This is a genomic window from Mixta sp. Marseille-Q2659, assembly GCF_940807255.1.
Taxonomy (GTDB): domain Bacteria; phylum Pseudomonadota; class Gammaproteobacteria; order Enterobacterales; family Enterobacteriaceae; genus Mixta.
Map to the genome: position 1 here is coordinate 1 of NZ_CALNWY010000008.1, position 25,080 is coordinate 25,080.

The following is a 25,080-nucleotide window of genomic DNA, read 5'->3' on the forward strand; positions in this document are numbered from 1 at the left end:
TGGCGGAGCGGCACGACACGCGACAGGGCGTGACGCAGCGTTTTCGCTATGACGATGAAAACCGTCTGACGGAGGTGTGGCTGGAGGGCGACCCTGCGTTCAGCCGCGCGGAGTACCGCTATGACCTGCTGGGGCGCCGCACGCACAAGCGGCTGTACCGCCACGGCAGCCGCGAGGCGGAAGTCATCACCTTTCACTGGAACGGGCTGCAGATGGCTGGCGAGGCGAACAGCCTGACGCCGGGGCAGGCCACGCAGTATGTGTACGGCGAAGGCGGCCGGGAGCCGCTGGCACGCATCGACAGCAGCGCAGCGGGCAGCGAGGTTTACTGGTATCACACGGCGCTGAACGGCCTGCCGGAACGCATGACGGACGCAGAGGGAAATACCGTCTGGAAGGGGACGTTCAGCACCTGGGGCGAAACGCAGCAGGAGCAGGGCAGCGCCCGGCTGGCGGTGCCGCAGAACCTGCGGTTCCAGGGCCAGTACCTGGATAGGGAGAGCGGGCTGCACTACAATCTGTTCCGGTATTACGACCCGCAGACGGGACGCTATACCCAGCCGGACCCGATAGGGCTGGCGGGCGGACTGAACACCTACGCCTACGTCGGGGATCCAATGGTGTGGGTGGATCCGTTGGGACTCTCAAAATGTTCTGCGTCTGGTAAATATAAACCTGAAACAGTGTTAGGACGTACCGTATATAAAAATACGGTTGATATTAATCCTGGACTGCCTGGCACTGTTCATCCTAGCGTCCATAGATCTATACGCCAAAAAGTAGCAGATGGATGGACTAATTTAGATTTAATGAAAAGCGGATATGCACCTATTGGTCCAGATGATAAACAATTGAATTTACACCATATTTTAGGTCAGGAGCCTGGGCCTATGGCAGAATTAGTTTCTTCGACGCATAAAAAGTATCACAAACAATTACATGGTTTGATAGAAGATGGGCGAAGCTTTAGACATAACGGAAGCCTAAACTATCAGTACGATACGTTCAGAAATAAATACTGGGCGTTACGCGCATTAGATTATATGTGAGGATAAAAATGTCCGATATCCAAAAGTTAGTTGATAAACTTTCCGGCTCTAAAAAACATGAGGTTTTTTGGTTAGGTGCAGCAGATAAAGACCAAATAAAAAATTTAGAAAATAGTTTATCGGTAACTCTTCCCGGAGATCTAAAAGCTTTCTTAGAAATAACAGGGGGAGGAGGAGTAGTTGAACAAGAAATATCTGGAATAGAAGATAATAATGCTTCTCTCGAATTCGGGGGTACAATATTTTATGATACTAAATATTGTAGGGAAGAATTTTCACTACCTGATAAATTAATAGTTATTTACTTCAAAGATGATGAGATTTGTTGGTGTATAGATACATCTAATGAAAACTATGGTGTCGTTGTGAGTTACGATATTTTCTCTAAAAAAATAGCTAAAAATTTACACGACTCTTTTTATGAATTTTTTAAAGAGTATGTAGAGTTGAGAATTTAACAATCTTCCTAAAGCAATCCCTGGAATATATCCCTTTTTATTATTTTTAGCTGCCTGTATTTAGGAACAGGCAGCCCGCCACAATCTTCATCTTTAGCGCCTGATCTACCTCAAATACTGCTTCACGCAATCACTTGTCGGAAAGGATCTGATTAACGGTCATCCCTCCGCGTAGCATCTGCCTGTTTTTCTGGCGTGATGTCTTCGGCCATCAGCAACAGCGCATTTATGACGAACGCGGCCGACAAATCAGTCACAGCCTGCCCGGCGCCGGTACTGAACGCTGGCGGTGGACGGCGGCGGGGCGTCTTGCCTGCCACATTCGCGCCGACGGACGCGAAACCCGTTACGATTACGATCGGGCCGGTATGCCGGCGGGCATTAATATCGACGGATTTTCCGAACGTCACGTCACGCGCAATGCGCGCGGGCAGGTGGTAACGGAGACCGATCCGGCCGGCCATCAGCTGCACAGCCGTTACGATCGCTTTGGCCGCCTGGTGGCGTTGATTAACCCAAACGGCGATCGCTGGCGTTTTGAATATGATACCGGCGAGCGCCTGCTGGCGCAGTATGACTGGGCAGGACGCCGCACCGCTTACCGCTATACCCTGCAGGGACAGGTTGCCGAAGTTGTCCGCGAGCCGCTGTCAGCGGCCGATAAGCCGCAGCGCCATCGCTATGGCTACGACGCGCTGGGCCGCCTGGCGTCGAAGGAGACGGCAGGCGACCGCCTGGAATATCTTTACGGCACGCGTGAGGTCAAAATCCGCCGTGCAGCCCTGAGCGCCTGGCAGCAGGCCGTGGCAGGCGGTGAAGAGCCGCAGTGGGAAGAAACGCTGCGCTTCAGCCGTGACGCGTCCGGCAACCTGACGGAGGAGGAAAACCACAGCGGCCGCTGGCAACATGCGTATGATGCACTGGGCAACCTGACGGTAACCACGTCGCCGGACGGGCGTGCGCTGCACCATCTGCGCTACGGCAGCGGACATCTGCTGCAGATGGATCTGCATCATCAGGGACGCCGTACCGAACTGGCGGGCTTTGAGCGGGACAGCCTGCACCGTGAAATCAGCCGCAGCCAGGGGGCACTGACGCTGGAGACACGCTATGACGCGGCGGGCCGTATCACGCTGCGCGGCAGCCGTCGCGGCGCGCACGGGGTGGTTTTTGAACGGCGCTGGCGCTGGGATCGCCTCGACCAGATTATTCAGGAGAGTGTGACCGACGGCGCGGGCGGCGAGAAATATCGCCAGCAGCTGTGGGGCTACGATGCGGCAGGCCAGGTCACGCGGCGGGTGGCGCCGCATCAGGAGGAGCGCTTTTACTGGGACGCGGCGGGTAACCGCACGGATGCTCCGGCGCAGACGGTGTGGCACAACCTGCTGCGGCGCCTGAACGGCGTGCGGCTGGCGTATGACGGCTTCGGCCGTCTGGCGGAGCGGCACGACACGCGACAGGGCGTGACGCAGCGTTTTCGCTATGACGATGAAAACCGTCTGACGGAGGTGTGGCTGGAGGGCGACCCTGCGTTCAGCCGCGCGGAGTACCGCTATGACCTTCTGGGACGCCGCACGCACAAGCGGCTGTACCGTCACGACAGCCGCGAGGCGGAAGTCATCACCTTTCACTGGCACGGGCTGCAGATGGCTGGCGAGGCGAACAGCCTGACGCCGGGGCAGACCACGCAGTATGTGTACGGCGAAGACGGCCGGGAGCCGCTGGCGCGCATTGACAGCAGCGCAGCGGGCAGCGAGGTTTACTGGTATCACACGGCGCTGAACGGCCTGCCGGAACGCATGACGGACGCAGAGGGAAATACCGTCTGGAAGGGGATGTTCAGCACCTGGGGCGAAACGCAGCAGGAGCAGGGCAGCGCCCGGCTGGCGGTGCCGCAGAACCTGCGGTTCCAGGGCAGTGCCTGGACCGTAACAAAGCTGCCAGCAGCAGATTTGAACGATGCTTCAGCGTTGGCCTCGACGGGCGAGTCCCATCGCGGCAGGCGGTAAAAAGCCGCAGCAGGAAGAAACGCTGGGCTTCTTACGGGAATAACGTAACTATTCGGGCCTGCCTGCGCCATTTCCTTTATCGTTTTCCGCGTTGCACCGACGCCGACCAGTTAAAATCGCTCACTTCACTGGCTTTCAGCGTGGACGGTTTCTTTTTACGTACCGGTTTTTTGGCGGCTCGCTCTTTTTCTTTCTCATTATTCTGTTTTATAACCATCATCATTTGCCGGGCTTCGGCAGTAAATTCTTTCTCTTTTTTAGCATCAGGTTCTTTACCGGTGCGAAGCCGGTACTTTTGCACCAGCCCTTTGAACGTTTCATCTATAGCGACGCGCTCATCAGCATTAAACTGATCGATGGAAATCATCTTTTTATCGTTCATGGGCTTTACCTGGTTGTATGTGGACTGAACCAGAGTAGTTGACGCAGACTCTGAGGACAATGGTTGTCGCTGATAACTGATTAACAGCATTAGAATTTTTTCAAAAATGAATTTTCGGGAATTGTGCGTTAGTACCTGCTAACGTAAAACCGGTTTGCTTCTCCTGACAGAAAATAGGGATCATCTTTGAGAGGCCGTCAGAAGATGAAAGCCCTGATAAAAAGATCCGCTTTGACTCCCGCCTGTTAGCCGATGTTTAATTCCAGCTGGCCTGATTCAGGCCGATAACAAATACAACATCGATCCGGCGCAGAATGCGCCTTATTCTGACGAGCCCAGCTATGTCCTTTTCCTTTTTAACGCGGCTGTTAATAACTACCGTTGTCGCTAACTGTGCCTACGCAGGGGCTGCCGAGCTGCCTGATATTAACGGCGCAGTGCTTACGCCACCGGCGGAACAATTTTCCGTTATGCCTTCAACTAACGCGGCGTCGGGCTTAACGACGCATCAAACCGTTACTGGGAAAGCGATGCCGCAAACCGCCGCGCCGGTAACAGAGATGACGGCTTCATCTGCACATTCTCTGGCGGCGGCCGATTCCGTTAGCGCGCCTTATACTTCAGCGCCAGTATCCGAACCCGCAGGCGATTCGCCTGATACCAGCGCGCAGCCGTCGGTATCTGAACCCGCACATAGTTCGCCGGTCTCCGGTACACAGCCGAATGCTCTCTCATCCGATCATGAAGAAGAAAAGCAGGAGGTGGCGATTAAGGCGGTATTACAGGCGATTCGTCAGCGTCAGCTTACGCCGCTTTCCACTGAATGCCTGAGCATGAGCTTTGTTGATAACAGCGATGAGCCGGAGAACTACCTGATCGACGTGCGTGAAAATCGTAACCATCCAGCCTGCGGCGGCGATCCAGAAACCGCGCCGCACCTGTTCTTCTTTAAAGTCAGTAAGACTGACGGCAGCCTGCAAACCGATGCAGGCGTTGAGCCGGAAGATTTCTATCCGCTGGAAAAGGCGGAACAGCCAGCGGCGGCGGCGCTGACGGCGGAAGATTTTTCCATACAGGTTAACGGCATCACTCTGTCGCTGGGACAGATATGGAATGAGGATCTGATGATGAGCATGCCGCCGGAGCGCGATCGATCGTCCAATCTCGCAAAACCCACCTCTACGTATCGCTACGATCGGCATAGTTATGATGCGTTGACGCTGGTGGCGTCAAATGAAAATTACGTCAGCCTGCAGCACAGCCCCGATGATAACTATGTGGGGCAAATCACTCTGATTAACCCAACGCTGGCGACGCAGCGCGGCGCGCGCGTCGGCATGACGCCAGACGAACTGGAACGCAGGTATGGCCCAGGCGAAGCGGATGAGCATCATGGTGAAAGCTGGCTCAGCTGGCAGCTGGATGATAAAACGCTGGCGGCACGCATCAGCAATGGTCGGGTGACGCTGATTACCTTGAGTAATTTGCAGCCGGACGCTGACGCGGCAGAATAAATTTGGCCTCGCTAACGGCCGGTAAAATGCAATGGACAGCTTTGCGCATTGCTGCGGAAAACGTGCGATTTCGGCCTGCTTTTTTTATGTACTTAAGGTAAGCTATGCGGCCTCATTGCCTGACTTTTCAACATTGTTACACGGGGCCGGATCCAATGTAGACCATGACGTCTTTGCGCAGCATTTACCTGGCTTAACTTCCATAAGCTTCCGGTTGGCTGCATGGTTCTGGCACCGGGCCTGGCAATGTCGCAGGCCCCCATGAATTAACGGCTGTGACGCCTGCAATAACGCCGCGTCACGGCATTAACAGAAGAACTCCGATGTCTAATACTGCATTTTTGCAAGAAGTGTCGCGTCGTCGCACCTTCGCCATCATTTCTCACCCCGATGCCGGTAAAACGACCATTACTGAAAAAGTCCTGTTGTTTGGACAGGCGATTCAGACTGCCGGTACGGTAAAAGGCCGCGGCTCCAACCAGCATGCCAAATCAGACTGGATGGAAATGGAGAAACAGCGTGGGATCTCTATTACCACCTCGGTAATGCAATTCCCGTATCGCGATAGTCTGGTCAACCTGCTGGATACGCCCGGACACGAAGACTTCTCCGAAGATACCTATCGCACCCTGACTGCCGTTGACTGCTGTCTGATGGTGATCGATGCGGCGAAAGGCGTTGAGGATCGTACCCGTAAGCTGATGGAAGTAACCCGTCTGCGCGATACGCCGATCCTGACCTTTATGAACAAACTGGACCGCGATATTCGCGATCCGATGGAGCTGCTGGACGAAGTCGAAAACGAGCTGAAAATCGCCTGTGCGCCCATTACCTGGCCGATCGGCTGTGGCAAACTGTTCAAAGGCGTTTACCATCTCTATAACGATGAAACGTACCTCTATCAGAGCGGTAAAGGCCATACCATTCAGGAAGTGCGCATCGTTAAAGGGTTGAATAACCCGGAGCTGGACAGCGCGGTGGGCGACGATCTGGCAGCGCAGCTGCGTGACGAACTGGAGCTGGTTCAGGGCGCTTCCCATGAGTTCGAACAGGAAGCTTTCCTGCAGGGCGAACTAACGCCGGTCTTCTTTGGTACGGCGCTGGGTAACTTCGGCGTCGATCATATGCTGGATGGCTTAGTCTCCTGGGCGCCGGCGCCGATGCCGCGTCAGAGCGATACGCGTACCGTCGAGGCCAGCGAAGAGAAATTCTCCGGCTTCGTGTTTAAGATCCAGGCCAATATGGATCCGAAACACCGTGACCGCGTGGCCTTTATGCGCGTGGTGTCCGGGAAGTATGAGAAAGGTATGAAGCTGCGCCAGGTGCGCACCGGTAAAGATGTGGTGATTTCCGATGCGCTGACCTTTATGGCTGGCGACCGCGCGCATGTGGAAGAAGCGTTCCCCGGCGATATTATCGGCCTGCATAACCACGGCACCATTCAGATCGGTGATACCTTTACCCAGGGCGAGAATATGAAGTTCACCGGTATCCCGAACTTCGCGCCGGAACTGTTCCGTCGCATTCGCCTGCGCGATCCGCTGAAGCAGAAGCAGCTGTTAAAAGGGCTGGTGCAGCTCTCGGAAGAGGGCGCAGTACAGGTGTTCCGTCCGGTATCCAATAACGATCTGATCGTCGGCGCTGTCGGTGTCCTCCAGTTTGATGTGGTTGTGGCGCGTCTGAAAAGCGAATACAACGTGGAAGCGATTTACGAATCGGTTAACGTTTCGACCGCACGCTGGGTAGAATGCAGCGATGTGAAGAAATTCTACGAGTTCCAGCGTAAGAATGAGATCAACCTGGCGCTGGACGGCGGCGATAACCTGACGTACATCGCACCAACAATGGTTAACCTCAACCTGACGCAGGAGCGTTATCCTGAGGTTGTGTTCCGCAAAACGCGCGAACACTAATGAGCAACGCGCCCCCGTCAGCGGGGCGCTGTTCGGCATCGTGGAACAATCTCTGCTTCACGATGCGCCTTTTCAGTACCACCGCATATTGTCCTTTCTCCCTTACAGACTCCTCTTAAAAAAGCCAAAAAAAGCGCTTCTTAACTGTTTTTTAACCAGAAAAGCGAGACGAATGCCGATCCTTGTCTATGCTTAGTTTGTCGGACGCAGAAAGCGGCGGTGAAAATCCCCGGTGTCCTTTTCGGCGGCTTCGCGGTTTGTTGTCGCCACGCTTACAGTTGTGAGTGGAATAACGCACAGAAGGAATATATCGATGAACAAGACTAAGATTGCTAAGACTCTGATGGCTGTGATGGTAGGTTCTGCGCTGCTGAGCGGCTCCGCACTGGCAGACGAATCTCTTTCACAGAAAACGCAGAATACTGCGGATAGCGCAGGGTCCAAAATCGATAGTTCTATGAAAAAAGTCGATGGCTTTATGGATGACAGCGCCATTACCGCTAAAGCAAAAGCGGCGTTAGTGGATGATGAAACGATTAAAAGCACGGACATTTCCGTAGAAACCCAGAAGGGTGTGGTTACCCTGAGCGGTTTCGTTTCTTCACAGGATCAGGCTGAAAAAGCGGTAGCCCTGGTGAAGAAAGTGGAAGGCGTTAAATCCGTCAGCGACAAACTACACGTTAAAGACAGCGAAAAACAGTCAGTTAGTGGTTATGCGGGTGATGCCGCTACAACCAGCGAAATCAAAGCTAAGCTATTAGCAGATGACATTGTACCGTCTCGTAAAATCAAAGTTGAAACCACCAACGGCGTGGTACAGCTTTCCGGTACGGTAGAAAATGAAGCACAGTCAGAACGTGCTGAAAGCATCGCCAAAGCCATTGAAGGCGTGAAAAGCGTTAAGAACGACCTGACGGTTAAATCTTAATGCTTAAGCGGCGCGGCCCGCTTACGGGCTGCGCCGTAGTTAGCCCGTATAAAAGAAGAAAGTTCATGGGATTGTCATCCCTGAATTCGCTGAGCTAAGCAGTTCGATTTTCACTATGGTAAAGGAGAGGCTTATGTTTCGTTGGGGTATTATCTTTCTGGTAATCGCATTGATCGCGGCAGCGTTAGGCTTCGGCGGTCTGGCTGGTACAGCCGCATGGGCAGCTAAGATTGTCTTCGTGGTCGGTATTATTCTGTTCCTGGTCAGCCTGTTCACTGGTCGTCGTCGACCCTAGCAGGACAGTACAGGACTGAACACAACGTTTCAGTGAATTTAGCGGAGGCCAGTCATGAATAGCGACATCGTTGCAGGCAAATGGAAACAATGGAAAGGCCAGATGGCGCTGATGTGGGCGGAGTGGTTTGATAACGATGACGCCTGGATGACAGGAAACAATGACTGGCTCTCCGGTATTTTACAAGAAGACTACGGCAGGGAGCAGGACAATGCCGTATCCGATAAACGCCCACGCTAATTCGCGCTGTGGGAATCCGAATCCCGGTCACGCCTGGCAATATTGAAGCTTTAGCGCAACGCCCTTTCTCGCCCGGCAAGATGGCGCTGGTATGTGAAGGCGGCGGGCAGCGCGGGATCTTCACCGCTGGCGTTCTTGATGAATTTCAGCGCGCCCATTTCAATCCCTTTCAGCTTTATCTGGGCACTTCAGCCGGTGCGCAAAATCTGTCGGCTTTTGTCTGCGGACAGGCCGGTTATGCTCGCCGCGTGATTACGCGCTACACCACCAATAAACTCTTTTTCGATCCGCTGCGCTTTGTGCGTGGAGGACACCTGATCGATCTCGACTGGCTGACCAGCATTACCAGCCAGGAGCTGCCGCTGGCGATGACGCAGGCGGAGAAGCTGTTTGCCAGCGGGCGCGAGTTTTATATGTGCGCCTGCCGCAGCGATGACTATACCGCGCACTATTTTGCGCCAACCAGCAGCAACTGGCTGGAGCTTATTAAGGCGTCGAGCGCGATCCCCGGCTTTTATCGGGCTGGTATTTTACTGGAAGAGAACCCGTATCTTGACGGCGGCATTACCGATGCGATTCCGGTGCGGGAGGCGGCACGCCGTGGCGCCAGGACAATCGTGGTCATTCGTACCGTGCCTTCGCAAATGTTTTATACGCCGCGCTGGATAAAACGCATGGATCGCTGGTTTCACGGCAGCCCCTGGATGAACCTGCTACAGCAGCATGAAAAAAGCTATCACGATATCCAGCAATTTATTGAGCATCCGCCTGGCGATCTGCGCATTATTGAAATTTATCCGCCGCGCCCGTTAGCCAGCAGCGCCCTGGGCAGCCGCTTAAGCGCGCTTAATCAGGATTATCATCTGGGACGGCGCTGCGGCCGCTATTTTCTCGCCACGCTGGGGCAGTGGCTCAATAACAGCGATATGCTGTCGGGCCATCAGATCATCACGCCGCCAGCGCCGGTGGCAAATGAGCCTGCGTCAGCGCCAGTCAGTCTGGATGACGTTGCGGGCAAAATAGCTGAGAATGACGCCGATTATGATAAAGGATCGCTGGCGTGAAATTTACAGATACCCATTGTCACTTTGATTTTCCCCCGTTTACCGGCAATGAAGAGGCCTGTCTGCAGCGAGCCGCACAGGCGGGCGTGGAAAAAATTATCGTGCCCGCGGTGGATGCCACGCGCTTTGCCGCTGTTTTAGCGCTGGCGCATCAGCATACGCCGCTCTATGCCGCGCTTGGGCTGCATCCGATTGCCATTGAGCAGCACAGCGATGCGGCGCTGGAACAGTTAAAACAACAGGTGCAGCAGCGTCCGGCTAAGCTGGTAGCGATCGGCGAGATCGGTCTCGATCTTTATATGGATAATCCGCAGTTCGATCGGCAACAACATTTCCTTGATGCGCAGCTGCGGCTGGCACGCGATTACGATTTGCCGGTGATCCTGCATTCGCGGCGCACGCACGATAAGCTGGCGCAGCATTTGCGACGTATTGAGGTACCGCGTCGCGGCGTGGTGCATGGTTTCGCCGGAAGTTTGCAACAGGCGCAGACGTTTATCGCTGCCGGTTACGCGATTGGCGTGGGCGGCACCATTACTTACCCGCGCGCCAGCAAAACGCGTAATACCATCGCGCAGCTTCCGCTGACCTCGCTGTTGCTGGAAACCGATGCGCCTGATATGCCGCTAAATGGATTTCAGGGCGAACCTAATCGCCCGGAACGGGTGGCAAACGTCTGGCGCACGCTCTGCGAACTGCGAGAAGAGCCGCCGGAAGAGATTGCCGCAACCATTGCGGCCACCAGTGAGCGCCTTTTTCAGCTGCGTTAAACGCACCCCAACTGGATGCAATCAGGATGATAGAAGGGCAAATGTGAGAATTCTCACATTTGCCCTTCTGCGCTATGATAGGGAGGTAAAGCGGAACCAGCTGCGGCTGTGGTGCTTTAGATGTGATATGCGTCACTTTAAATGTAAATTTGATGGTAACGTTTCTTAATTAATTGTGAGCTTACGCACAACAAAGAGTCTGCTGGCGCTGTTAGAATCGTAACATCAAAGCGAATCAGCATCGCTGGCAAGGTGAGATGGATCTCAACCCTCTTCAAGGAACCAAGACCTCGTGTTGAGTCTTCCACTGGCGGAAGCTCACTGAACCTGTCTGGAGAGCATTATGACTGATGTAACCGCTGCCGCGCTGCGTGCGCTGAAACTCATGGATTTAACCACCCTGAACAATGACGACACTGATGCAAAAGTGATTGCGCTGTGTCAGCAGGCAAAATCCCCGGCGGGCAATACCGCTGCGATCTGTATCTATCCCCGTTTTATTCCCATTGCACGTAAAACGCTGCGCGAGCAGGGTACGCCCGATATTCGTATCGCGACGGTGACCAACTTCCCGCACGGCAATGACGATATTGACATTGCGCTGGCGGAAACCCGGGCGGCAATCGCCTATGGCGCTGATGAAGTGGACGTGGTCTTCCCTTATCGCACGCTGATGGCTGGCGACAGCGAAACCGGCTTTAAGCTGGTAAAAGCGTGCAAAGAAGTCTGCGCGGCGGCCAATGTGCTGCTGAAAGTGATTATCGAAACCGGCGAGTTGAAAGAGGAAACGCTGATCCGTCAGGCCTCTGAAATCGCTATCGATGCGGGCGCAGACTTTATTAAAACCTCCACTGGTAAAGTGCCGGTCAATGCGACGCCTATCGTTGCGAAGATCATGATGGAAGTGATCCGCGACAAAGGCGTGAAAGATCGCGTGGGCTTTAAACCTGCCGGCGGCGTACGCACGGCGGAAGATGCCGCGCTCTACCTGCAGCTGGCCGATGAGATTCTGGGCAGCGACTGGGCGGATGCGCGTCATTTCCGTTTCGGTGCGTCCAGCCTGCTGGCCAGCCTGCTGAACGCGGCGGGCTATCAGAGCGCGCGCAGCACCAGCAGCTACTGATTTTCCTTTCCATACAGCGGACGCTCGCCGTCCGCTTATAACCATTCCGCACCGTTGGATCGGGACACCAGGCCAATACGATCCGTTAAACAGGGGGTTACCTTGTTTCTACCGCAAGAAATTATTCGAAAAAAACGTGACGGGCACGCGCTGGGCGAAGAAGAGATCCGCTTCTTTATTAACGGCGTGCGCGATAACAGCGTATCGGAAGGTCAAATCGCGGCGCTGGCGGTGACTATTTTCTTTTCCGATATGACGCTGCCGGAGCGCGTGGCCCTGACGATGGCGATGCGCGATTCGGGCAGCGTACTGGAGTGGAAGTCGCTAAATCTTAATGGCCCGGTGGTGGATAAGCACTCGACCGGCGGCGTGGGCGATGTCACCTCGCTGATGCTGGGGCCGATGGTGGCCGCCTGCGGTGGCTATGTGCCGATGATCTCCGGGCGCGGCCTGGGCCATACCGGCGGTACGCTGGATAAACTGGAAGCGATCCCTGGCTTTGATATTTTCCCCAGCGATGCCCGTTTCCGCGAAATCATTAAACAGACCGGCGTGGCGATTATCGGTCAGACAAATTCTCTGGCGCCAGCGGATAAACGTTTTTACGCCACGCGCGACATTACCGCCACGGTGGATTCGATTCCGCTGATTACCGCCTCGATTCTGGCGAAAAAGCTGGCCGAAGGGTTGGATGCGCTGGTGATGGATGTGAAAGTGGGATCCGGCGCCTTTATGCCGACCTTTGAACTGTCGGAACAGCTGGCACAGGCGATCGTGGGCGTCGCCAACGGCGCGGGCTGCAAAACCACGGCGTTGCTGACCGATATGAATCAGGTACTGGCCTCCAGCGCCGGTAACGCGCTGGAAGTGCGCGAAGCGGTACAGTTCCTCACCGGCAGCTATCGCAATCCGCGCCTGCTGGAAGTGACGCTGGCGCTGTGCAGCGAAATGCTGATTTCTGGCGGGCTGGCACAGGATGAGACGGCGGCGCGCCAGCAGCTGCAAACCGTGCTGGATAATGGCCGCGCGGCAGAAGTCTTTGCCCGCATGGTGGCCGCGCAAAAAGGGCCGAGCGATTTTATTGAGAAGATGGACAGCTATCTGCCCGCGCCAATGCTGAGCAAAGCGGTCTATGCCGATAAGCCGGGCATCGTTAATGCGATGGATACGCGCGCGCTGGGCATGGCGGTTGTCGCGCTGGGCGGCGGACGCCGTCGCGCCAGTGATGCCATCGATTACAGCGTTGGCCTTAGCGAGATGGTGCAGTTGGGTGAGCGCGTCGATGCCGAGCGACCGCTGGCCATTATTCATGCTGCCAGCGAAGAGAGCTGGCAGGAGGCCGCCCAGGCAGTGAAAGCGGCCGTTACCTGCGGCGACAGCCAACCGGCGGCAACGCCAGTTATCTATCGCAGAATTAGTCAATAAACGTCATACTATTCTGATCGCTTTTTTATTTTTCTCATCGCGCGTAAGCGCAGGAGAGTGACATGAAACGTGTATTTATTATGGTGCTGGACTCCTTCGGGATCGGCGCCAGTAAAGACGCTGAAAAATTCGGCGACAAAGGTTCAGATACGCTGGGACATATCGCGCAGGCCTGCTTTAACGGCGAGGCGGATAAAGGCCGCAAAGGGCCGCTGCATCTGCCGAACCTGACCGCGTTAGGCCTGGGCAAAGCGGCGGAAGCCTCTACCGGCACTTTCCCGCCGGGCCTGGATCCGAACGCGGAGATTACTGGCGCGTATGCGTATGCCAGCGAGCTTTCTTCCGGTAAAGATACGCCCTCTGGCCACTGGGAAATCGCCGGCGTGCCAGTGCTGTTTGACTGGGGCTACTTCAGCGATACGGAAAACAGCTTCCCGCAGGAACTGCTGGATAAACTGGTAGAGCGCGCTAACCTGCCGGGCTATCTCGGCAACTGCCACTCCTCCGGTACGGTGATCCTCGATAAGCTTGGCGAAGAGCATATGAAAACCGGTAAGCCGATTTTTTATACCTCCGCTGACTCGGTATTCCAGATCGCCTGTCACGAAGAGACGTTTGGCCTGGATCGGCTGTACGAACTCTGTGAAATTGCCCGTGAAGAACTGGATAAAGGTGATTACAACATTGGTCGCGTGATTGCTCGTCCGTTTGTCGGCGATAAGGCTGGCAACTTTGAGCGTACCGGTAACCGTCACGATCTGGCTGTAGAACCGCCGTCGCCGACCATCCTGAAAAAGCTGGTGGATGAGAAGCAGGGCGAGGTGATTTCGGTAGGTAAAATCGCCGATATCTATGCGCACGTCGGCATCACCAAAAAAGTGAAGGCGACTGGCCTGGATGCGCTGTTTGACGCCACCGTGAAAGAGATGGCGCAGGCGCCGGATAACTCCATCGTCTTTACCAACTTCGTTGATTTTGACTCCGCCTGGGGACATCGTCGCGACGTGGCTGGCTATGCTGGCGGCCTGGAGCTGTTTGATCGCCGTTTGCCGGAGCTGATGGCGCTGGTGAAAGAGGGCGATATTCTGATCCTTACCGCCGATCACGGCTGCGATCCGACCTGGCATGGCACCGATCATACGCGCGAGCATATTCCGGTGCTGATCTACGGACCGGACGTGAAACCGGGCTTCCTGGGCTATCGCGATACTTTCGCCGATATTGGCCAGACGGTAGCGAAATACTTCGGCCTTTCCGATATGGAATACGGCAAAAGCATGCTGTAATACGCGGCTTTACTTTAACGCCAGCCGGTGCGCTGGCGTGTTTCATTTTTTCAAGGAATAACGACAATGGCTACGCCTCATATTAATGCTGAGATGGGTGATTTCGCGGACGTGGTATTAATGCCGGGCGATCCGCTGCGCGCTAAACACATCGCGGAAACCTTTCTGGAAGACGCGGTAGAAGTGAACAACGTGCGCGGTATGCTGGGCTACACCGGTACGTATAAAGGCCGCCGCATTTCCGTAATGGGCCACGGCATGGGTATCCCGTCCTGCTCCATCTATACCAAAGAGCTAATTACCGAATTTGGCGTGAAAAAAATCATTCGCGTGGGTTCCTGCGGCGCGGTGCGTGCCGACGTGAAACTGCGTGACGTGGTGATCGGCATGGGCGCCTGCACCGATTCTAAAGTGAACCGTCTGCGCTTTAAGGATCACGATTTTGCCGCCATCGCGGATTTCGACATGGTGCGTAACGCGGCGGACGCGGCGAAAGCGCTGGGCATCGAAGCGCGCGTGGGCAACATTTTCTCCGCTGACCTGTTCTATACGCCGGACCCGCAAATGTTCGACGTGATGGAAAAATATGGCATTCTCGGCGTAGAGATGGAAGCGGCGGGTATTTATGGCGTGGCGGCGGAGTTCGGTGCAAAAGCGCTGACGATCTGTACCGTTTCCGACCATATCCGTACCCATGAGCAGACCACGGCGGCAGAGCGTCAGACTACCTTTAGCGATATGGTTAAAATCGCGCTGGAATCTGTCCTGCTGGGTGACAAAGCCTAAAAAAATACCGGATGGGGCTGCGCCTCATCCGGTATTCTCTGCCTGCTCGTCTTTAGTTGTTTACCGACCCGCCCGCCGTGGTGCTGGTTTACATCATCATCGCAGGCAAAAGCGCCTTAGCTTTTTTCACTATTGGATGACGTCTCATCCTGTTCATTATCTTCTTTTACCGGCGTGCTGGCGGTAAGAAGAAAAGGCGACTGCTGCCAACGGGTACGACGATCGCGCAGTAATGTACGGGTCAGAATAATGCCGATGGCCAGCGCCAACAGCATCATCAGCCGCAAAATATTGGTGGTGTTATCCACCTGCTTGGCTTCCGTCACCAGCACGTGGGTATCCAGCGTCACGCGTAAAAATCCCTGCGGCCCGTCGCTGTTTTCCAGCGGCTGCACCAGCTGATGATTAAAGTAGCTGCCCGCGCGTTTGCCATCCAGCGCCAGCCGATCGCGCACGCTGATGCCTTCGCCGCTACGGGCGACCAGCGTACCTTCGCTGTCGTAAACCGAGGCGTCAAGGATACGGCTGCTGTCCGTTAACTGTTTCAGCATCGCCGCGATCTGCGTGCGATTTTCATCCTGATTATCCATCAGCGGCGTGAGCGTAAAGGCGACCTGACGCGTCAGGGTACGCGCCAGCTCTTCAACCTGTTCGGAACGCGCCATTTGATGACCGAGACTGAACCATGAAGCACCCTGCATCAGGACGACCAGCAGCGTCAGACAGATCAACACAATCACCGTGCGGTGCAGACGAAATTTGAGCTTGGCTTTAGCCATGTGCAACCTTAAAACGTAATCAACAGGCGGGAGGCTGTTTTTGCGACTTTATGTTGCCAGAAGCGCGGCTGACAAGGTAGCCTCTTGCGAGGTTTTCTCTACAGGCTGTGGCCCGGCACGGATGTCGAACAGAACGTCCTTTGATGGCGGCAGCCGATCATCTTCCCGACAGGAGCTGTAATGCCTAATCGTTTGACCTGGTGCGACCTGCCTTCCGATGTTTCTCTCTGGCCAGGCCTGCCTCTTTCACTGAGCGGTGACGAAGTGATGCCGCTGGATTATCGCGCCGGGCGTACCGGCTGGCTGCTGTACGGGCACCGGCTGAATAAAGATTCGCTGGCTGACTATCAGCATCAGCTGGGTGCCGCGATGGTGATTGTCAGCGCCTGGAGCGTGGATGATTATCAGATTATCCGTCTGGCCGGATCGCTGACGCCGCGCGCGACGCGCCTGGCGCACGAGCTGGGGCTGGACGTGGCGCCTTTAGGGAAAATCCCTTATCTGAAAGCACCGGGACTGTTGGTGATGGATATGGATTCCACCGCCATTGAGATCGAATGTATCGATGAGATCGCGCGGCTGGCGGGCTGCGGCGAGCAGGTAGCGGAAGTGACCGAACGGGCGATGCGCGGCGAGCTGGATTTTACCGCCAGCCTGCGCCAGCGCGTCGCGACGCTGAAAGGCGCCGACGCCAATATTCTGAAGCAGGTGCGCGATACGCTGCCGCTGATGCCCGGTTTAAGCACGCTGGTGCATAAACTGCAGGCGCTCGGCTGGCAGGTGGCGATCGCTTCCGGCGGCTTTACCTTCTTCGCCGAACACCTGCGCGACCGGCTGCACCTGGCCGCTATTGCCGCCAACGAGCTGGAAATCCGCGACGGCAAGCTGACCGGCGAAGTGATTGGTCCGGTAGTGGATGCGCAATATAAAGCGGATACGCTGGCGAAGCTGGCACAGCGCTTCGATATTCCCGCTGAACAAACGGTGGCAATTGGCGACGGCGCAAATGATTTGCCGATGATTAAGGCGGCGGGACTGGGCATCGCCTATCACGCCAAGCCGAAAGTAAATGAACAAACTGAAGTGACAATCCGGCATGCCGATCTGATGGGCGTATTTTGCATCCTCAGCGGCAGCCTGCATCACGATACCCGATAATTGAGGAACTGAGTTGGCCAAAGCGGTAAAACGTGCCTTTGTCTGCAACGAATGTGGCGCAGACTATCCGCGCTGGCAGGGGCAATGCAGCGCCTGTCACGCCTGGAATACCATTACTGAAGTGAGGCTGGCAGCCTCGCCTGCGGCGGCGCGCAATGAGCGTCTCTCCGGCTATTCCGGCACCGCCGGCGCCAGCCGCGTCCAGAAACTGTCAGAAATTAGCCTGGAAGCGCTGCCGCGCTTCTCTACCGGTTTTAAAGAGTTCGATCGCGTGCTGGGCGGCGGCGTGGTGCCGGGCAGCGCTATTCTGATTGGCGGCAATCCCGGCGCCGGGAAAAGTACGCTGCTGCTGCAAACGCTGTGCAAGTTGTCCGTTGATATGAAAACGCTCTACGTCACTGGCGAAGAGTCGCTGCAACAGGTTGCAATGCGCGCGCATCGTCTGGGATTGCCGACGGATAATCTCAACATGCTGTCGGAAACCAGTATTGAGCAGATCTGCCTGATCGCCGAACAGGAGCAGCCGAAACTGATGGTGATCGACTCCATCCAGGTTATGCACATGGCGGATATTCAATCGTCGCCCGGCAGCGTGGCGCAGGTGCGTGAAACTGCCGCTTATCTGACGCGCTTTGCAAAAACGCGCAATGTGGCGATCGTGATGGTAGGCCATGTAACGAAGGATGGTTCGCTGGCTGGCCCGAAGGTGCTGGAGCATTGCATCGACTGCTCGGTGCTGCTGGACGGCGATGCCGATTCCCGCTTCCGTACCTTACGCAGCCATAAAAACCGCTTTGGTGCAGTGAATGAGCTGGGCGTCTTTGCCATGACCGAGCAGGGCATGCGCGAGGTCAGCAATCCTTCCGCGATTTTCCTGTCGCGCGGCGATGAAGTGACATCCGGCAGTTCGGTAATGGTGGTATGGGAAGGCACGCGCCCGCTGCTGGTAGAGATTCAGGCATTGGTCGATCATTCGATGATGTCAAATCCACGCCGCGTTGCAGTGGGACTGGAACAAAACCGGTTAGCAATTCTGCTGGCGGTGCTGCATCGCCACGGCGGTCTGCAAATGGCCGATCAGGATGTTTTCGTCAATGTGGTCGGCGGGGTGAAAGTAACGGAAACCAGCGCCGATTTAGCGCTGATGTTGGCGATAGTCTCCAGCCTGCGCGATCGTCCGTTGCCGCAAGACCTGGTGACGTTCGGTGAAGTCGGGCTGGCAGGGGAAATCCGTCCGGTTCCAAGCGGGCAGGAACGTATTTCCGAAGCGGCTAAGCACGGCTTCCGACGCGCCATTGTACCTGCGGCTAACGCCCCGAAAAAAATGCCGGAGAATATGAAAGTCTACCCGGTGAAAAAGCTGGCTGATGCGCTGGCGATTCTGGATGAATTATAATTTTACCGCAGGTTAACCTGTCGCTGGGGTGGGCCGGAGCCCACCCCTTTTTGCAGGAGGCATTATGTCATCGTTTGAATATCTGAAAACCGCCATTCGTCAGCAGGGACACACTTTGCAGCAGGTTGCGGATGCCAGCGGAATGACCAAAGGCTATCTGAGCCAGCTGCTCAATGCCAAAATCAAAAGCCCCAGCGCGCAAAAGCTGGAGGCGCTGCATCGCTTTCTGGGACTGGCTTTTCCCCGCCGGGAGAAAACCGTAGGCGTGGTTTTTGGTAAGTTCTATCCTCTGCATACCGGACATATTTATCTGATTCAGCGCGCCTGCAGTCAGGTGGATGAGCTGCACATTATCATGGGGCACGATGAGCCGCGTGACCGCCAGCTGTTTGAAAACAGTGCCATGTCGCAGCAGCCAACCGTGAGCGACCGCCTGCGCTGGCTGCTTCAGACGTTTAAATATCAGAAAAATATTCGTATTCATGCGTTTAATGAAGAAGGCATGGAACCGTATCCGCACGGCTGGGATGTCTGGAGTAAAGGCATCAAAGCGTTTATGGCTGAGAAGGGGATTGAGCCAGGCTGCGTGTATACCAGCGAAGAGATGGATGCGCCGCAGTACCGGGAACAGCTGGGTATTGAGGCTATCGTGATCGATCCTCAGCGCTCGTTTATGAATATCAGCGGCGCGCAGATCCGACAGAATCCTTTTCGCTATTGGGAATACATTCCTACCGAAGTAAAACCATTTTTTGTGCGTACCGTTGCTATTTTGGGCGGAGAATCCAGCGGTAAATCAGTTTTAGTTAATAAGCTGGCTAATATATTTAATACCTCCAGCGCCTGGGAATATGGGCGAGATTATGTTTTCTCCCATCTTGGCGGCGATGAAATGGCCCTGCAATATTCTGATTACGACAAAATTGCGTTAGGACAGGCTCAATACATCGATTTTGCGGTGAAGTATGCCAATAAAGTCGCCTTTATCGATACTGATTTTGTGACGACGCAGGCATTCTGTAAAAAATATGAAGGCCGGGAACATCCTTTTGTGCAGGCGCTTATTGACGAGTACCGTTTTGATTTAGTGATTCTGCTGGAAAATAACGTGCCCTGGGTGGCGGATGGCTTGCGCAGTCTGGGAAGTTCTGTCGACCGTCGTGAATTTCAGGAGCTGCTGATAAAGTTGCTGAACGAGAATCAGATAAAATATGAGCATGTTACAGAAGACAGTTACGACCAACGTTTTCTGCGCTGTGTTGAATTGGTAAGAAATATGTTGGAAAACGGAAAATAATAGCGTTTGTGAGCTGGCAGTTTTAGCAGGTTGCCAGCTTTATTTTTTTATTTGAAATGTTCTCATTGCCATCCACTCTCTTCTACTTCAGCTTAATTAAGCCAGAGTAAAAATAGATTTTTTTCGCCTTATATTTAAAGTTTTTTTAAAAAAACGCTTCGTTTTTTGATAGTTTATCTTTATTTAGAATATGAGTTATCCATTAAATTCAATGAGTTAAAATCACATAATTTACTGGTTATACCTTGTTTATTTTATTGTTATTTCTTTTTTTTAGATAAAGGTGAAATTTTTCTAAAAAGGGGGGTAAGGAAAGAGTAAAGTTAACTTGAGACATAACTTATATATTGTCATTGTTGCATTAATTATCGTTACTTATATTTTTAATTCATCGCTGTCGTAATAGTAATTAGCAGTAAATGTATCATTAACTTTGAATTAACAACCGCTAAGTTCAGGAAAGAAGTTTCATTATTTCCTTATTTTTAGCTGAATAGCTAACGGAGTAACGGCTTCACGGAATTTTTTCTGAACTCATTTTATGTAAGACGGCATCATGTACATTATCTTCAGGGAATAATCGGCCTGTAATTTTCATATTGCAGTGTGACTATAACCGGGAAGGATCAAGAAAGTGTAAAATATGCATAAAGACATTAATCATTTGGTAAGAATGGATTTGAACCTGCTGCCCATCTTAGATACGTTACTGAATGAAAAAAGCGTGAGTAAAACTGCGGATAAACTCAATGTAACCCCGCCTGCTATTAGTAAATTTTTGAATAAAATCAGAGACACCTTTCAGGATCAGTTATTGGTACGCTCCGGTATGAGCCTGGAATTAACGCCGTTAGCGATACGTCTTAAGCCGCAGTTCCGGGAACTGCTGGATAATATCCAAACGGTGCTTCATTAAAATATTGAACTGAACGGCAGCGAACTACCGCGCTCTTTTAACATCGTTACCAACGATATTTTGATGTCTAAACTCAGCTATAAGCTGATGAAAAAGAGCATTCAGGAAAACACCAGTCACGTCTTTAATTTTAACTACGATAACGCCTCGACCTGTGTATTGCGCAGTGATGATATTAATCTCTATATTGGCGAGGACAAAAACCTGAGTCCAGAAGTAAAAGTAAGAACGATTGGACATAGTGAATGCGTATTTATCGCTAAAAAGGACCATCCTGTATTGCAGATGGAAAAGTCCCTGAAAAACCTGAAGGAATACATTCTCATCGTTCCTAAAAATAAACTCAAGGAAGAGATGGAAAGCCTTTATCGTAAACGCGGTTACAAGCGTAAAATTCACGGTATCAGCGCAGGCTAATTAAAACAGAGAATATTATTTGAAGAGATAATCGTGCGGTTTTAAAAAGAATATTAACGCCCCGTAGCAGGGGCGTTTTTTATTAGCGTGTTAAGCTACCTGGCTCTGTTAGTAAACAATCACCGCTTTGCCGCGCATATGGCCTTCCAGCACTTTTGCATGCGCCTGCGTTACGCTTTCAACGCTTAATTCCTGTAATGTTTCATTCAGCGTCGTGGTTAATTTGCCCGCATCCAGCAGTTGCGCGACTTTATCCAGGATTTCGCCCTGGCGCGCCATATCTGATGTGGCATACATGCTGCGGGTAAACATAAACTCCCAATGCAGCGCCGCGCTTTTCAGTTTTAACTGTTCCATATCCAGCGGACGCGCGTTTTCTACGATGGTACAAATCTGGCCCTGCGGCGCGATCAGCTTACCGATGCTTTCCCAGTGACCGTCTGTATCATTGAGGCAGAAGATGTAATCTACCTGGCTGATCCCATGCTGTGCCAGCTCTTCCGCCATATTCTTATAGTTAATGACCAGATCCGCGCCGCGATCCAGGCACCATTGCGCAGAATCCGGGCGCGAAGCGGTAGCGATTACTTTGACTTTGCTGTGCAGCTTTGTAAAAGGGATCGCCAGCGAACCTACGCCGCCCGCACCGCCGATAATCAATAACGTTTGCGCTTCCGTCGCTTCCTCGATACGCAGGCGTTCAAACAGGCCTTCCCAGGCGGTTAACGCCGTCAGCGGAATCGCCGCTGCCGCGCCCCAGTCAAGGCTTTGCGGCTTATGGCCAGCAATACGCGCATCAACCAGATGATATGTGCTGTTGCTGCCTGGACGGGTAATGTCGCCTGCGTAATAAACTTCATCGCCTGTTTTAAACTGGGTAACTTTACTGCCGACGGCTACCACAATAGCGCTGGCATCCCAGCCAAGAATACGAGGCTGTTCCAGACCGTTTTTTTGCAGGCCTTTATGCACTTTAGTATCGACCGGGTTAACCGATACGGCTTTAACCTCAACCAGCAAATCATATTCGCCAGGCGTCGGCTTTTCCGACTGAATCTCAATAAACTGTTCCGGCTTTTCTGGATTAACCGCAATGGCACGCATATTCATTTCATTCTCCTCAGTTGATGGGCTAAGTGTAGAAGTTTGGGAGGCCGGTGATAAGATGGACAATAACTCACACAGTGTTCGTCTGAGGTGAACAGTGGCATTAAAACGATTACAGGATATGGCGCTGTTTGCGTTGGTCGCGGAGAGCGGCAGCTTTACAGCGGCGGCCCGGCGCGCAGGTTTGCCTAAATCGAGTGTCAGCCAGCGCATTAGCCAGCTGGAGCAGGCGGTAGGGCTACGTTTGCTTAACCGCACCACGCGGCAGCTTAATCTGACCTTTGCCGGTGAACGCTATCTTATTCACTGCCAGGAAATGATGCAGGCCAGCGAGCGCGCTGAGCTGGCGCTGGAACGCTTGCGCGATAACCCAAGCGGCCGACTGCGCATTACCAGCCCGGCTGGTATTGGCGCTACGTTGCTGGCGCGCTGCAACGTCGAGTTCCAGCAACGCTATCCCGATGTCACGCTGGAAGTATCGGTGTCGGATGATATTCGCGATCTGGTGCAGGAAGGGTTTGATGTCGCCTTGCGTACCGGCAAGCCGCAGGATTCGTCATTAATAGGCCGCCGCGTTGGTTTGTGCCCGCGGTTACTGGTGGCTTCGCCTGATTATCTGGCGAAGCATCCACCGATGACGCATCCGCAGCAGCTGGCCACGCATCGTTGTATTGCGCATCGCGCCTGGGCGGAATGGCTGCTGCGACGGGGAGAAGAGGATTATCGTTGGCTGCTGCCATCGCTGCACCTGACCGACAATCTGATTTACGCCCGTGAATGCGCCTTAAGCCATGCGGGAATCACTCTGTTACCGCGTTTTCTTGCACAGGAGCCGATAAGTCGCGGTGAGCTGGTGCAGGTGTTGCCGGAGTGGGAAACGGAAGGCAATGAGCTGTGGCTGGTTTACCCCGGACGGAAGTTAAACTCGCCGGCACTGGCGCGCTTTGTCGATTTTGCGCTGCAGAGTCCGGTGTTTCGGGATTTTTATCGCTAATAAAAAAGCGGCCCGCAGGCCGCTTTTGGGTTACTTCGCCATACGCTTGTACTTGATGCGTTTCGGCTCCAGCGCTTCTGCGCCAAGAGTACGCTTCTTGTACTCTTCGTATTCGGTAAAGTTACCTTCGAAGAACTCCACTTTACCCTCGTCCTGATAGTCGAGAATATGCGTCGCAATACGGTCGAGGAACCAACGGTCATGCGAGATCACCATTGCGCAGCCAGGGAACTCCAGCAGGGCGTTTTCCAGCGCGCGCAGGGTTTCAATATCCAGGTCGTTGGTCGGTTCATCGAGCAGCAACATGTTGCCGCCAACCTGCAGCAGTTTCGCCAGATGCAGACGACCACGTTCACCGCCTGAAAGTTCGCCAACGCGTTTGCCCTGATCGACGCCTTTAAAGTTAAAGCGGCCCACATAGGCGCGGCTTGGCATTTCAGTGTTGCCGATACGCATAATATCCAGTCCGCCAGACACTTCTTCCCAGACGGTTTTGGCGTTATCCATGCTGTCGCGGAACTGGTCAACGGACGCCAGTTTTACCGTTTCGCCCAGCGTAATGGTGCCGCTGTCCGGCTGTTCCTGGCCGGACATCATGCGAAACAGCGTCGATTTACCCGCACCGTTCGGACCGATGATGCCGACAATCGCGCCTTTCGGTACTGAGAAAGAAAGATCGTCAATCAGTACGCGATCGCCGTAGGATTTACGCAGGTTGCTGACTTCCACCACTTTATCGCCCAGACGCGGACCCGGTGGAATAAACAGTTCGTTGGTTTCGTTACGTTTCTGGTATTCGGTGCTGTTCAGCTCTTCAAAGCGCGCCAGACGGGCTTTGCCCTTCGACTGACGGCCTTTCGCGCCCTGACGCACCCATTCCAGCTCTTTCTCAATAGATTTACGGCGGGCCGCTTCCTGAGATGCTTCCTGCGCCAGACGCTGATCTTTCTGTTCCAGCCAGGAAGAGTAGTTGCCTTCCCACGGAATGCCTTCGCCACGGTCCAGTTCCAGAATCCAGCCTGCCACGTTATCCAGGAAGTAACGGTCGTGGGTAATCGCCACCACGGTGCCTTCGAAATCGTGCAGGAAGCGTTCCAGCCAGGCGACGGATTCGGCATCCAGGTGGTTGGTCGGTTCGTCGAGCAGCAGCATGTCTGGCTTTTCCAGCAGCAGACGGCACAGCGCGACGCGGCGACGCTCACCACCGGAGAGGTTGGCGATTTTCGCCTCCCAGTCCGGCAGGCGCAGCGCATCGGCAGCACGTTCCAGCTGTACGTTGAGATTATGGCCGTCATGCGCCTGAATAATCTCTTCCAGCTTGCCCTGTTCGGCGGCCAGTTTATCGAAATCGGCATCCGGCTCAGCATACAGCGCGTAGACTTCGTCCAGACGCTTCAGGGCGCTAACGACTTCCGCTACGGCTTCTTCTACCGATTCACGTACGGTATGCTCCGGGTTCAGCTGCGGTTCCTGCGGCAGATAACCGATCTTAATGCCTGGCTGCGGACGCGCCTCGCCTTCAATATCTTTATCGATGCCGGCCATAATGCGCAGCAGCGTGGATTTACCTGCACCGTTTAAACCCAGCACGCCGATTTTGGCGCCGGGGAAAAAGCTAAGGGAGATGTTCTTAAGAATGTGACGCTTCGGCGGAACGACTTTGCCGACGCGATGCATGCTGTAGACGAATTGAGCCACGTGAAATGAGCCTCTTATGGTCTGTGTGGTAATCGGGGCATCATCGCCCGTTCAGAACTGCAAGTTTAGCGGTTTT

General features: G+C 53.9%; 24 protein-coding genes. 20 read left to right on the plus strand and 4 right to left on the minus strand.

Translation table 11 applies throughout. From position 1 onward, the window contains the following. From P3C52_RS07950 to P3C52_RS07960, 3 genes are all read left to right on the plus strand, one after another. The coding region (locus P3C52_RS07950; protein ID WP_275554486.1) for an RHS repeat-associated core domain-containing protein at positions 1-1,049 on the plus strand (1,049 nt) is incomplete at its 5' end. Between the two features lie 8 nt (positions 1,050-1,057). Further along, complete coding sequence (locus tag P3C52_RS07955; protein ID WP_275554487.1) at positions 1,058-1,507, plus strand: SMI1/KNR4 family protein; 450 nt, start codon at positions 1,058-1,060, stop codon at positions 1,505-1,507. A gap of 368 nt (positions 1,508-1,875) precedes the next feature. Continuing rightward, positions 1,876-3,516 carry an RHS domain-containing protein gene (locus P3C52_RS07960; RefSeq protein WP_275554488.1) on the plus strand — a complete coding sequence of 547 codons (1,641 nt, stop codon included), beginning with the start codon at positions 1,876-1,878 and terminating at the stop codon, positions 3,514-3,516. A gap of 76 nt (positions 3,517-3,592) precedes the next feature. Here P3C52_RS07960 and P3C52_RS07965 read toward each other — a convergent pair whose 3' ends face one another. Next, positions 3,593-3,898: a hypothetical protein gene (locus P3C52_RS07965; RefSeq protein ID WP_275554489.1), complete on the minus strand. Its 306-nt coding sequence runs from the start codon at positions 3,896-3,898 to the stop codon at positions 3,593-3,595. Between the two features lie 341 nt (positions 3,899-4,239). Between P3C52_RS07965 and P3C52_RS07970 the strand changes: the two genes are divergently transcribed. The 11 genes from P3C52_RS07970 (at position 4,240) to deoD (ending at position 15,242) form a co-directional block, all read left to right on the plus strand. Continuing rightward, positions 4,240-5,412: a hypothetical protein gene (locus P3C52_RS07970; protein ID WP_275554490.1), complete on the plus strand. Its 1,173-nt coding sequence runs from the start codon at positions 4,240-4,242 to the stop codon at positions 5,410-5,412. Between the two features lie 323 nt (positions 5,413-5,735). After that, on the plus strand, positions 5,736-7,325 hold the full coding sequence (gene prfC, locus P3C52_RS07975; protein ID WP_275554491.1) for a peptide chain release factor 3: 1,590 nt from the start codon (positions 5,736-5,738) through the stop codon (positions 7,323-7,325). Positions 7,326-7,638: 313 nt separating this feature from the next. Beyond that, a complete protein-coding gene (osmY, locus tag P3C52_RS07980) occupies positions 7,639-8,253 on the plus strand; it encodes a molecular chaperone OsmY (protein WP_275554492.1) in 615 nt (204 codons plus the stop codon). A 133-nt stretch (positions 8,254-8,386) separates the two neighbouring features. Then, positions 8,387-8,548: a DUF1328 domain-containing protein gene (locus tag P3C52_RS07985; RefSeq protein WP_003856556.1), complete on the plus strand. Its 162-nt coding sequence runs from the start codon at positions 8,387-8,389 to the stop codon at positions 8,546-8,548. A 54-nt stretch (positions 8,549-8,602) separates the two neighbouring features. After that, a complete protein-coding gene (locus tag P3C52_RS07990) occupies positions 8,603-8,788 on the plus strand; it encodes a stress-response protein (protein ID WP_275554493.1) in 186 nt (61 codons plus the stop codon). An 8-nt stretch (positions 8,789-8,796) separates the two neighbouring features. Further along, the gene (locus P3C52_RS07995) at positions 8,797-9,852 is read left to right on the plus strand and encodes a DUF6363 domain-containing protein (RefSeq protein ID WP_275554494.1); all 1,056 of its coding nucleotides are present in this window, start codon (positions 8,797-8,799) and stop codon (positions 9,850-9,852) included. Beyond that, entirely contained in the window at positions 9,849-10,622 is a 774-nt protein-coding gene (locus P3C52_RS08000; protein ID WP_275554495.1) for a TatD family hydrolase, read from the plus strand. Before P3C52_RS07995 ends, P3C52_RS08000 begins: the two co-directional genes overlap by 4 nt. 343 nt (positions 10,623-10,965) lie before the next feature. Next, positions 10,966-11,745 carry a deoxyribose-phosphate aldolase gene (deoC, locus tag P3C52_RS08005; protein WP_275554496.1) on the plus strand — a complete coding sequence of 260 codons (780 nt, stop codon included), beginning with the start codon at positions 10,966-10,968 and terminating at the stop codon, positions 11,743-11,745. A gap of 102 nt (positions 11,746-11,847) precedes the next feature. Further along, complete coding sequence (gene deoA / locus P3C52_RS08010) at positions 11,848-13,170, plus strand: thymidine phosphorylase (RefSeq protein ID WP_275554497.1); 1,323 nt, start codon at positions 11,848-11,850, stop codon at positions 13,168-13,170. A gap of 62 nt (positions 13,171-13,232) precedes the next feature. Continuing rightward, positions 13,233-14,456: a phosphopentomutase gene (gene deoB, locus P3C52_RS08015; protein WP_275554498.1), complete on the plus strand. Its 1,224-nt coding sequence runs from the start codon at positions 13,233-13,235 to the stop codon at positions 14,454-14,456. A 66-nt stretch (positions 14,457-14,522) separates the two neighbouring features. Next, positions 14,523-15,242 (plus strand): purine-nucleoside phosphorylase, encoded by a 720-nt coding sequence (gene deoD, locus P3C52_RS08020; RefSeq protein ID WP_275554499.1) that lies wholly within the window; start codon positions 14,523-14,525, stop codon positions 15,240-15,242. Between the two features lie 116 nt (positions 15,243-15,358). On the opposite strand, the gene P3C52_RS08025 is transcribed toward deoD, so the two are convergent. Further along, entirely contained in the window at positions 15,359-16,021 is a 663-nt protein-coding gene (locus P3C52_RS08025; RefSeq protein ID WP_275554500.1) for a YtjB family periplasmic protein, read from the minus strand. 180 nt (positions 16,022-16,201) lie between these two features. Here P3C52_RS08025 and serB point away from each other — a divergent pair, with 180 nt between their 5' ends. The 5 genes from serB to P3C52_RS08050 all read left to right on the plus strand — a co-directional run bounded on the left by serB (position 16,202) and on the right by P3C52_RS08050 (position 21,205). Continuing rightward, positions 16,202-17,179, plus strand: a complete 978-nt coding sequence (gene serB / locus P3C52_RS08030; protein ID WP_275554501.1) for a phosphoserine phosphatase — start codon at positions 16,202-16,204, stop codon at positions 17,177-17,179. Between the two features lie 13 nt (positions 17,180-17,192). Further along, positions 17,193-18,575 carry a DNA repair protein RadA gene (gene radA, locus P3C52_RS08035; protein WP_275554502.1) on the plus strand — a complete coding sequence of 461 codons (1,383 nt, stop codon included), beginning with the start codon at positions 17,193-17,195 and terminating at the stop codon, positions 18,573-18,575. Positions 18,576-18,639: 64 nt separating this feature from the next. Beyond that, positions 18,640-19,872: a multifunctional transcriptional regulator/nicotinamide-nucleotide adenylyltransferase/ribosylnicotinamide kinase NadR gene (gene nadR, locus P3C52_RS08040; RefSeq protein ID WP_275554503.1), complete on the plus strand. Its 1,233-nt coding sequence runs from the start codon at positions 18,640-18,642 to the stop codon at positions 19,870-19,872. A 643-nt stretch (positions 19,873-20,515) separates the two neighbouring features. Next, complete coding sequence (locus P3C52_RS08045; RefSeq protein WP_275554504.1) at positions 20,516-20,788, plus strand: LysR family transcriptional regulator; 273 nt, start codon at positions 20,516-20,518, stop codon at positions 20,786-20,788. Between the two features lie 63 nt (positions 20,789-20,851). After that, positions 20,852-21,205 carry a hypothetical protein gene (locus tag P3C52_RS08050; protein WP_275554505.1) on the plus strand — a complete coding sequence of 118 codons (354 nt, stop codon included), beginning with the start codon at positions 20,852-20,854 and terminating at the stop codon, positions 21,203-21,205. A 108-nt stretch (positions 21,206-21,313) separates the two neighbouring features. Here the strand turns inward: P3C52_RS08050 and P3C52_RS08055 are convergent, their stop codons facing one another. Then, positions 21,314-22,315 (minus strand): zinc-binding alcohol dehydrogenase family protein, encoded by a 1,002-nt coding sequence (locus tag P3C52_RS08055; RefSeq protein ID WP_275554506.1) that lies wholly within the window; start codon positions 22,313-22,315, stop codon positions 21,314-21,316. Positions 22,316-22,409: 94 nt separating this feature from the next. On the opposite strand from P3C52_RS08055, the gene P3C52_RS08060 reads away from it, so the two are divergent. Beyond that, complete coding sequence (locus tag P3C52_RS08060) at positions 22,410-23,306, plus strand: LysR family transcriptional regulator (RefSeq protein ID WP_275554507.1); 897 nt, start codon at positions 22,410-22,412, stop codon at positions 23,304-23,306. Between the two features lie 30 nt (positions 23,307-23,336). On the opposite strand, the gene ettA is transcribed toward P3C52_RS08060, so the two are convergent. Continuing rightward, positions 23,337-25,004: an energy-dependent translational throttle protein EttA gene (gene ettA, locus P3C52_RS08065; protein WP_275554508.1), complete on the minus strand. Its 1,668-nt coding sequence runs from the start codon at positions 25,002-25,004 to the stop codon at positions 23,337-23,339. Between the last annotated feature and the right edge of the window lie 76 nt (positions 25,005-25,080).

Bases quoted from the DNA above. Each gene is read 5' to 3' on its own strand.
- P3C52_RS07955 (WP_275554487.1), top strand. From the start codon at position 1,058: ATGTCCGATATCCAAAAGTTAGTTGATAAACTTTCCGGCTCTAAAAAA.
- P3C52_RS07960 (WP_275554488.1), top strand. From the start codon at position 1,876: ATGCCGGCGGGCATTAATATCGACGGATTTTCCGAACGTCACGTCACG.
- P3C52_RS07965 (WP_275554489.1), bottom strand. From the start codon at position 3,898: ATGAACGATAAAAAGATGATTTCCATCGATCAGTTTAATGCTGATGAG.
- P3C52_RS07970 (WP_275554490.1), top strand. From the start codon at position 4,240: ATGTCCTTTTCCTTTTTAACGCGGCTGTTAATAACTACCGTTGTCGCT.
- prfC (WP_275554491.1), top strand. From the start codon at position 5,736: ATGTCTAATACTGCATTTTTGCAAGAAGTGTCGCGTCGTCGCACCTTC.
- osmY (WP_275554492.1), top strand. From the start codon at position 7,639: ATGAACAAGACTAAGATTGCTAAGACTCTGATGGCTGTGATGGTAGGT.
- P3C52_RS07985 (WP_003856556.1), top strand. From the start codon at position 8,387: ATGTTTCGTTGGGGTATTATCTTTCTGGTAATCGCATTGATCGCGGCA.
- P3C52_RS07990 (WP_275554493.1), top strand. From the start codon at position 8,603: ATGAATAGCGACATCGTTGCAGGCAAATGGAAACAATGGAAAGGCCAG.
- deoC (WP_275554496.1), top strand. From the start codon at position 10,966: ATGACTGATGTAACCGCTGCCGCGCTGCGTGCGCTGAAACTCATGGAT.
- deoB (WP_275554498.1), top strand. From the start codon at position 13,233: ATGAAACGTGTATTTATTATGGTGCTGGACTCCTTCGGGATCGGCGCC.
- deoD (WP_275554499.1), top strand. From the start codon at position 14,523: ATGGCTACGCCTCATATTAATGCTGAGATGGGTGATTTCGCGGACGTG.
- P3C52_RS08025 (WP_275554500.1), bottom strand. From the start codon at position 16,021: ATGGCTAAAGCCAAGCTCAAATTTCGTCTGCACCGCACGGTGATTGTG.
- serB (WP_275554501.1), top strand. From the start codon at position 16,202: ATGCCTAATCGTTTGACCTGGTGCGACCTGCCTTCCGATGTTTCTCTC.
- nadR (WP_275554503.1), top strand. From the start codon at position 18,640: ATGTCATCGTTTGAATATCTGAAAACCGCCATTCGTCAGCAGGGACAC.
- P3C52_RS08045 (WP_275554504.1), top strand. From the start codon at position 20,516: ATGCATAAAGACATTAATCATTTGGTAAGAATGGATTTGAACCTGCTG.
- P3C52_RS08050 (WP_275554505.1), top strand. From the start codon at position 20,852: ATGTCTAAACTCAGCTATAAGCTGATGAAAAAGAGCATTCAGGAAAAC.
- P3C52_RS08055 (WP_275554506.1), bottom strand. From the start codon at position 22,315: ATGAATATGCGTGCCATTGCGGTTAATCCAGAAAAGCCGGAACAGTTT.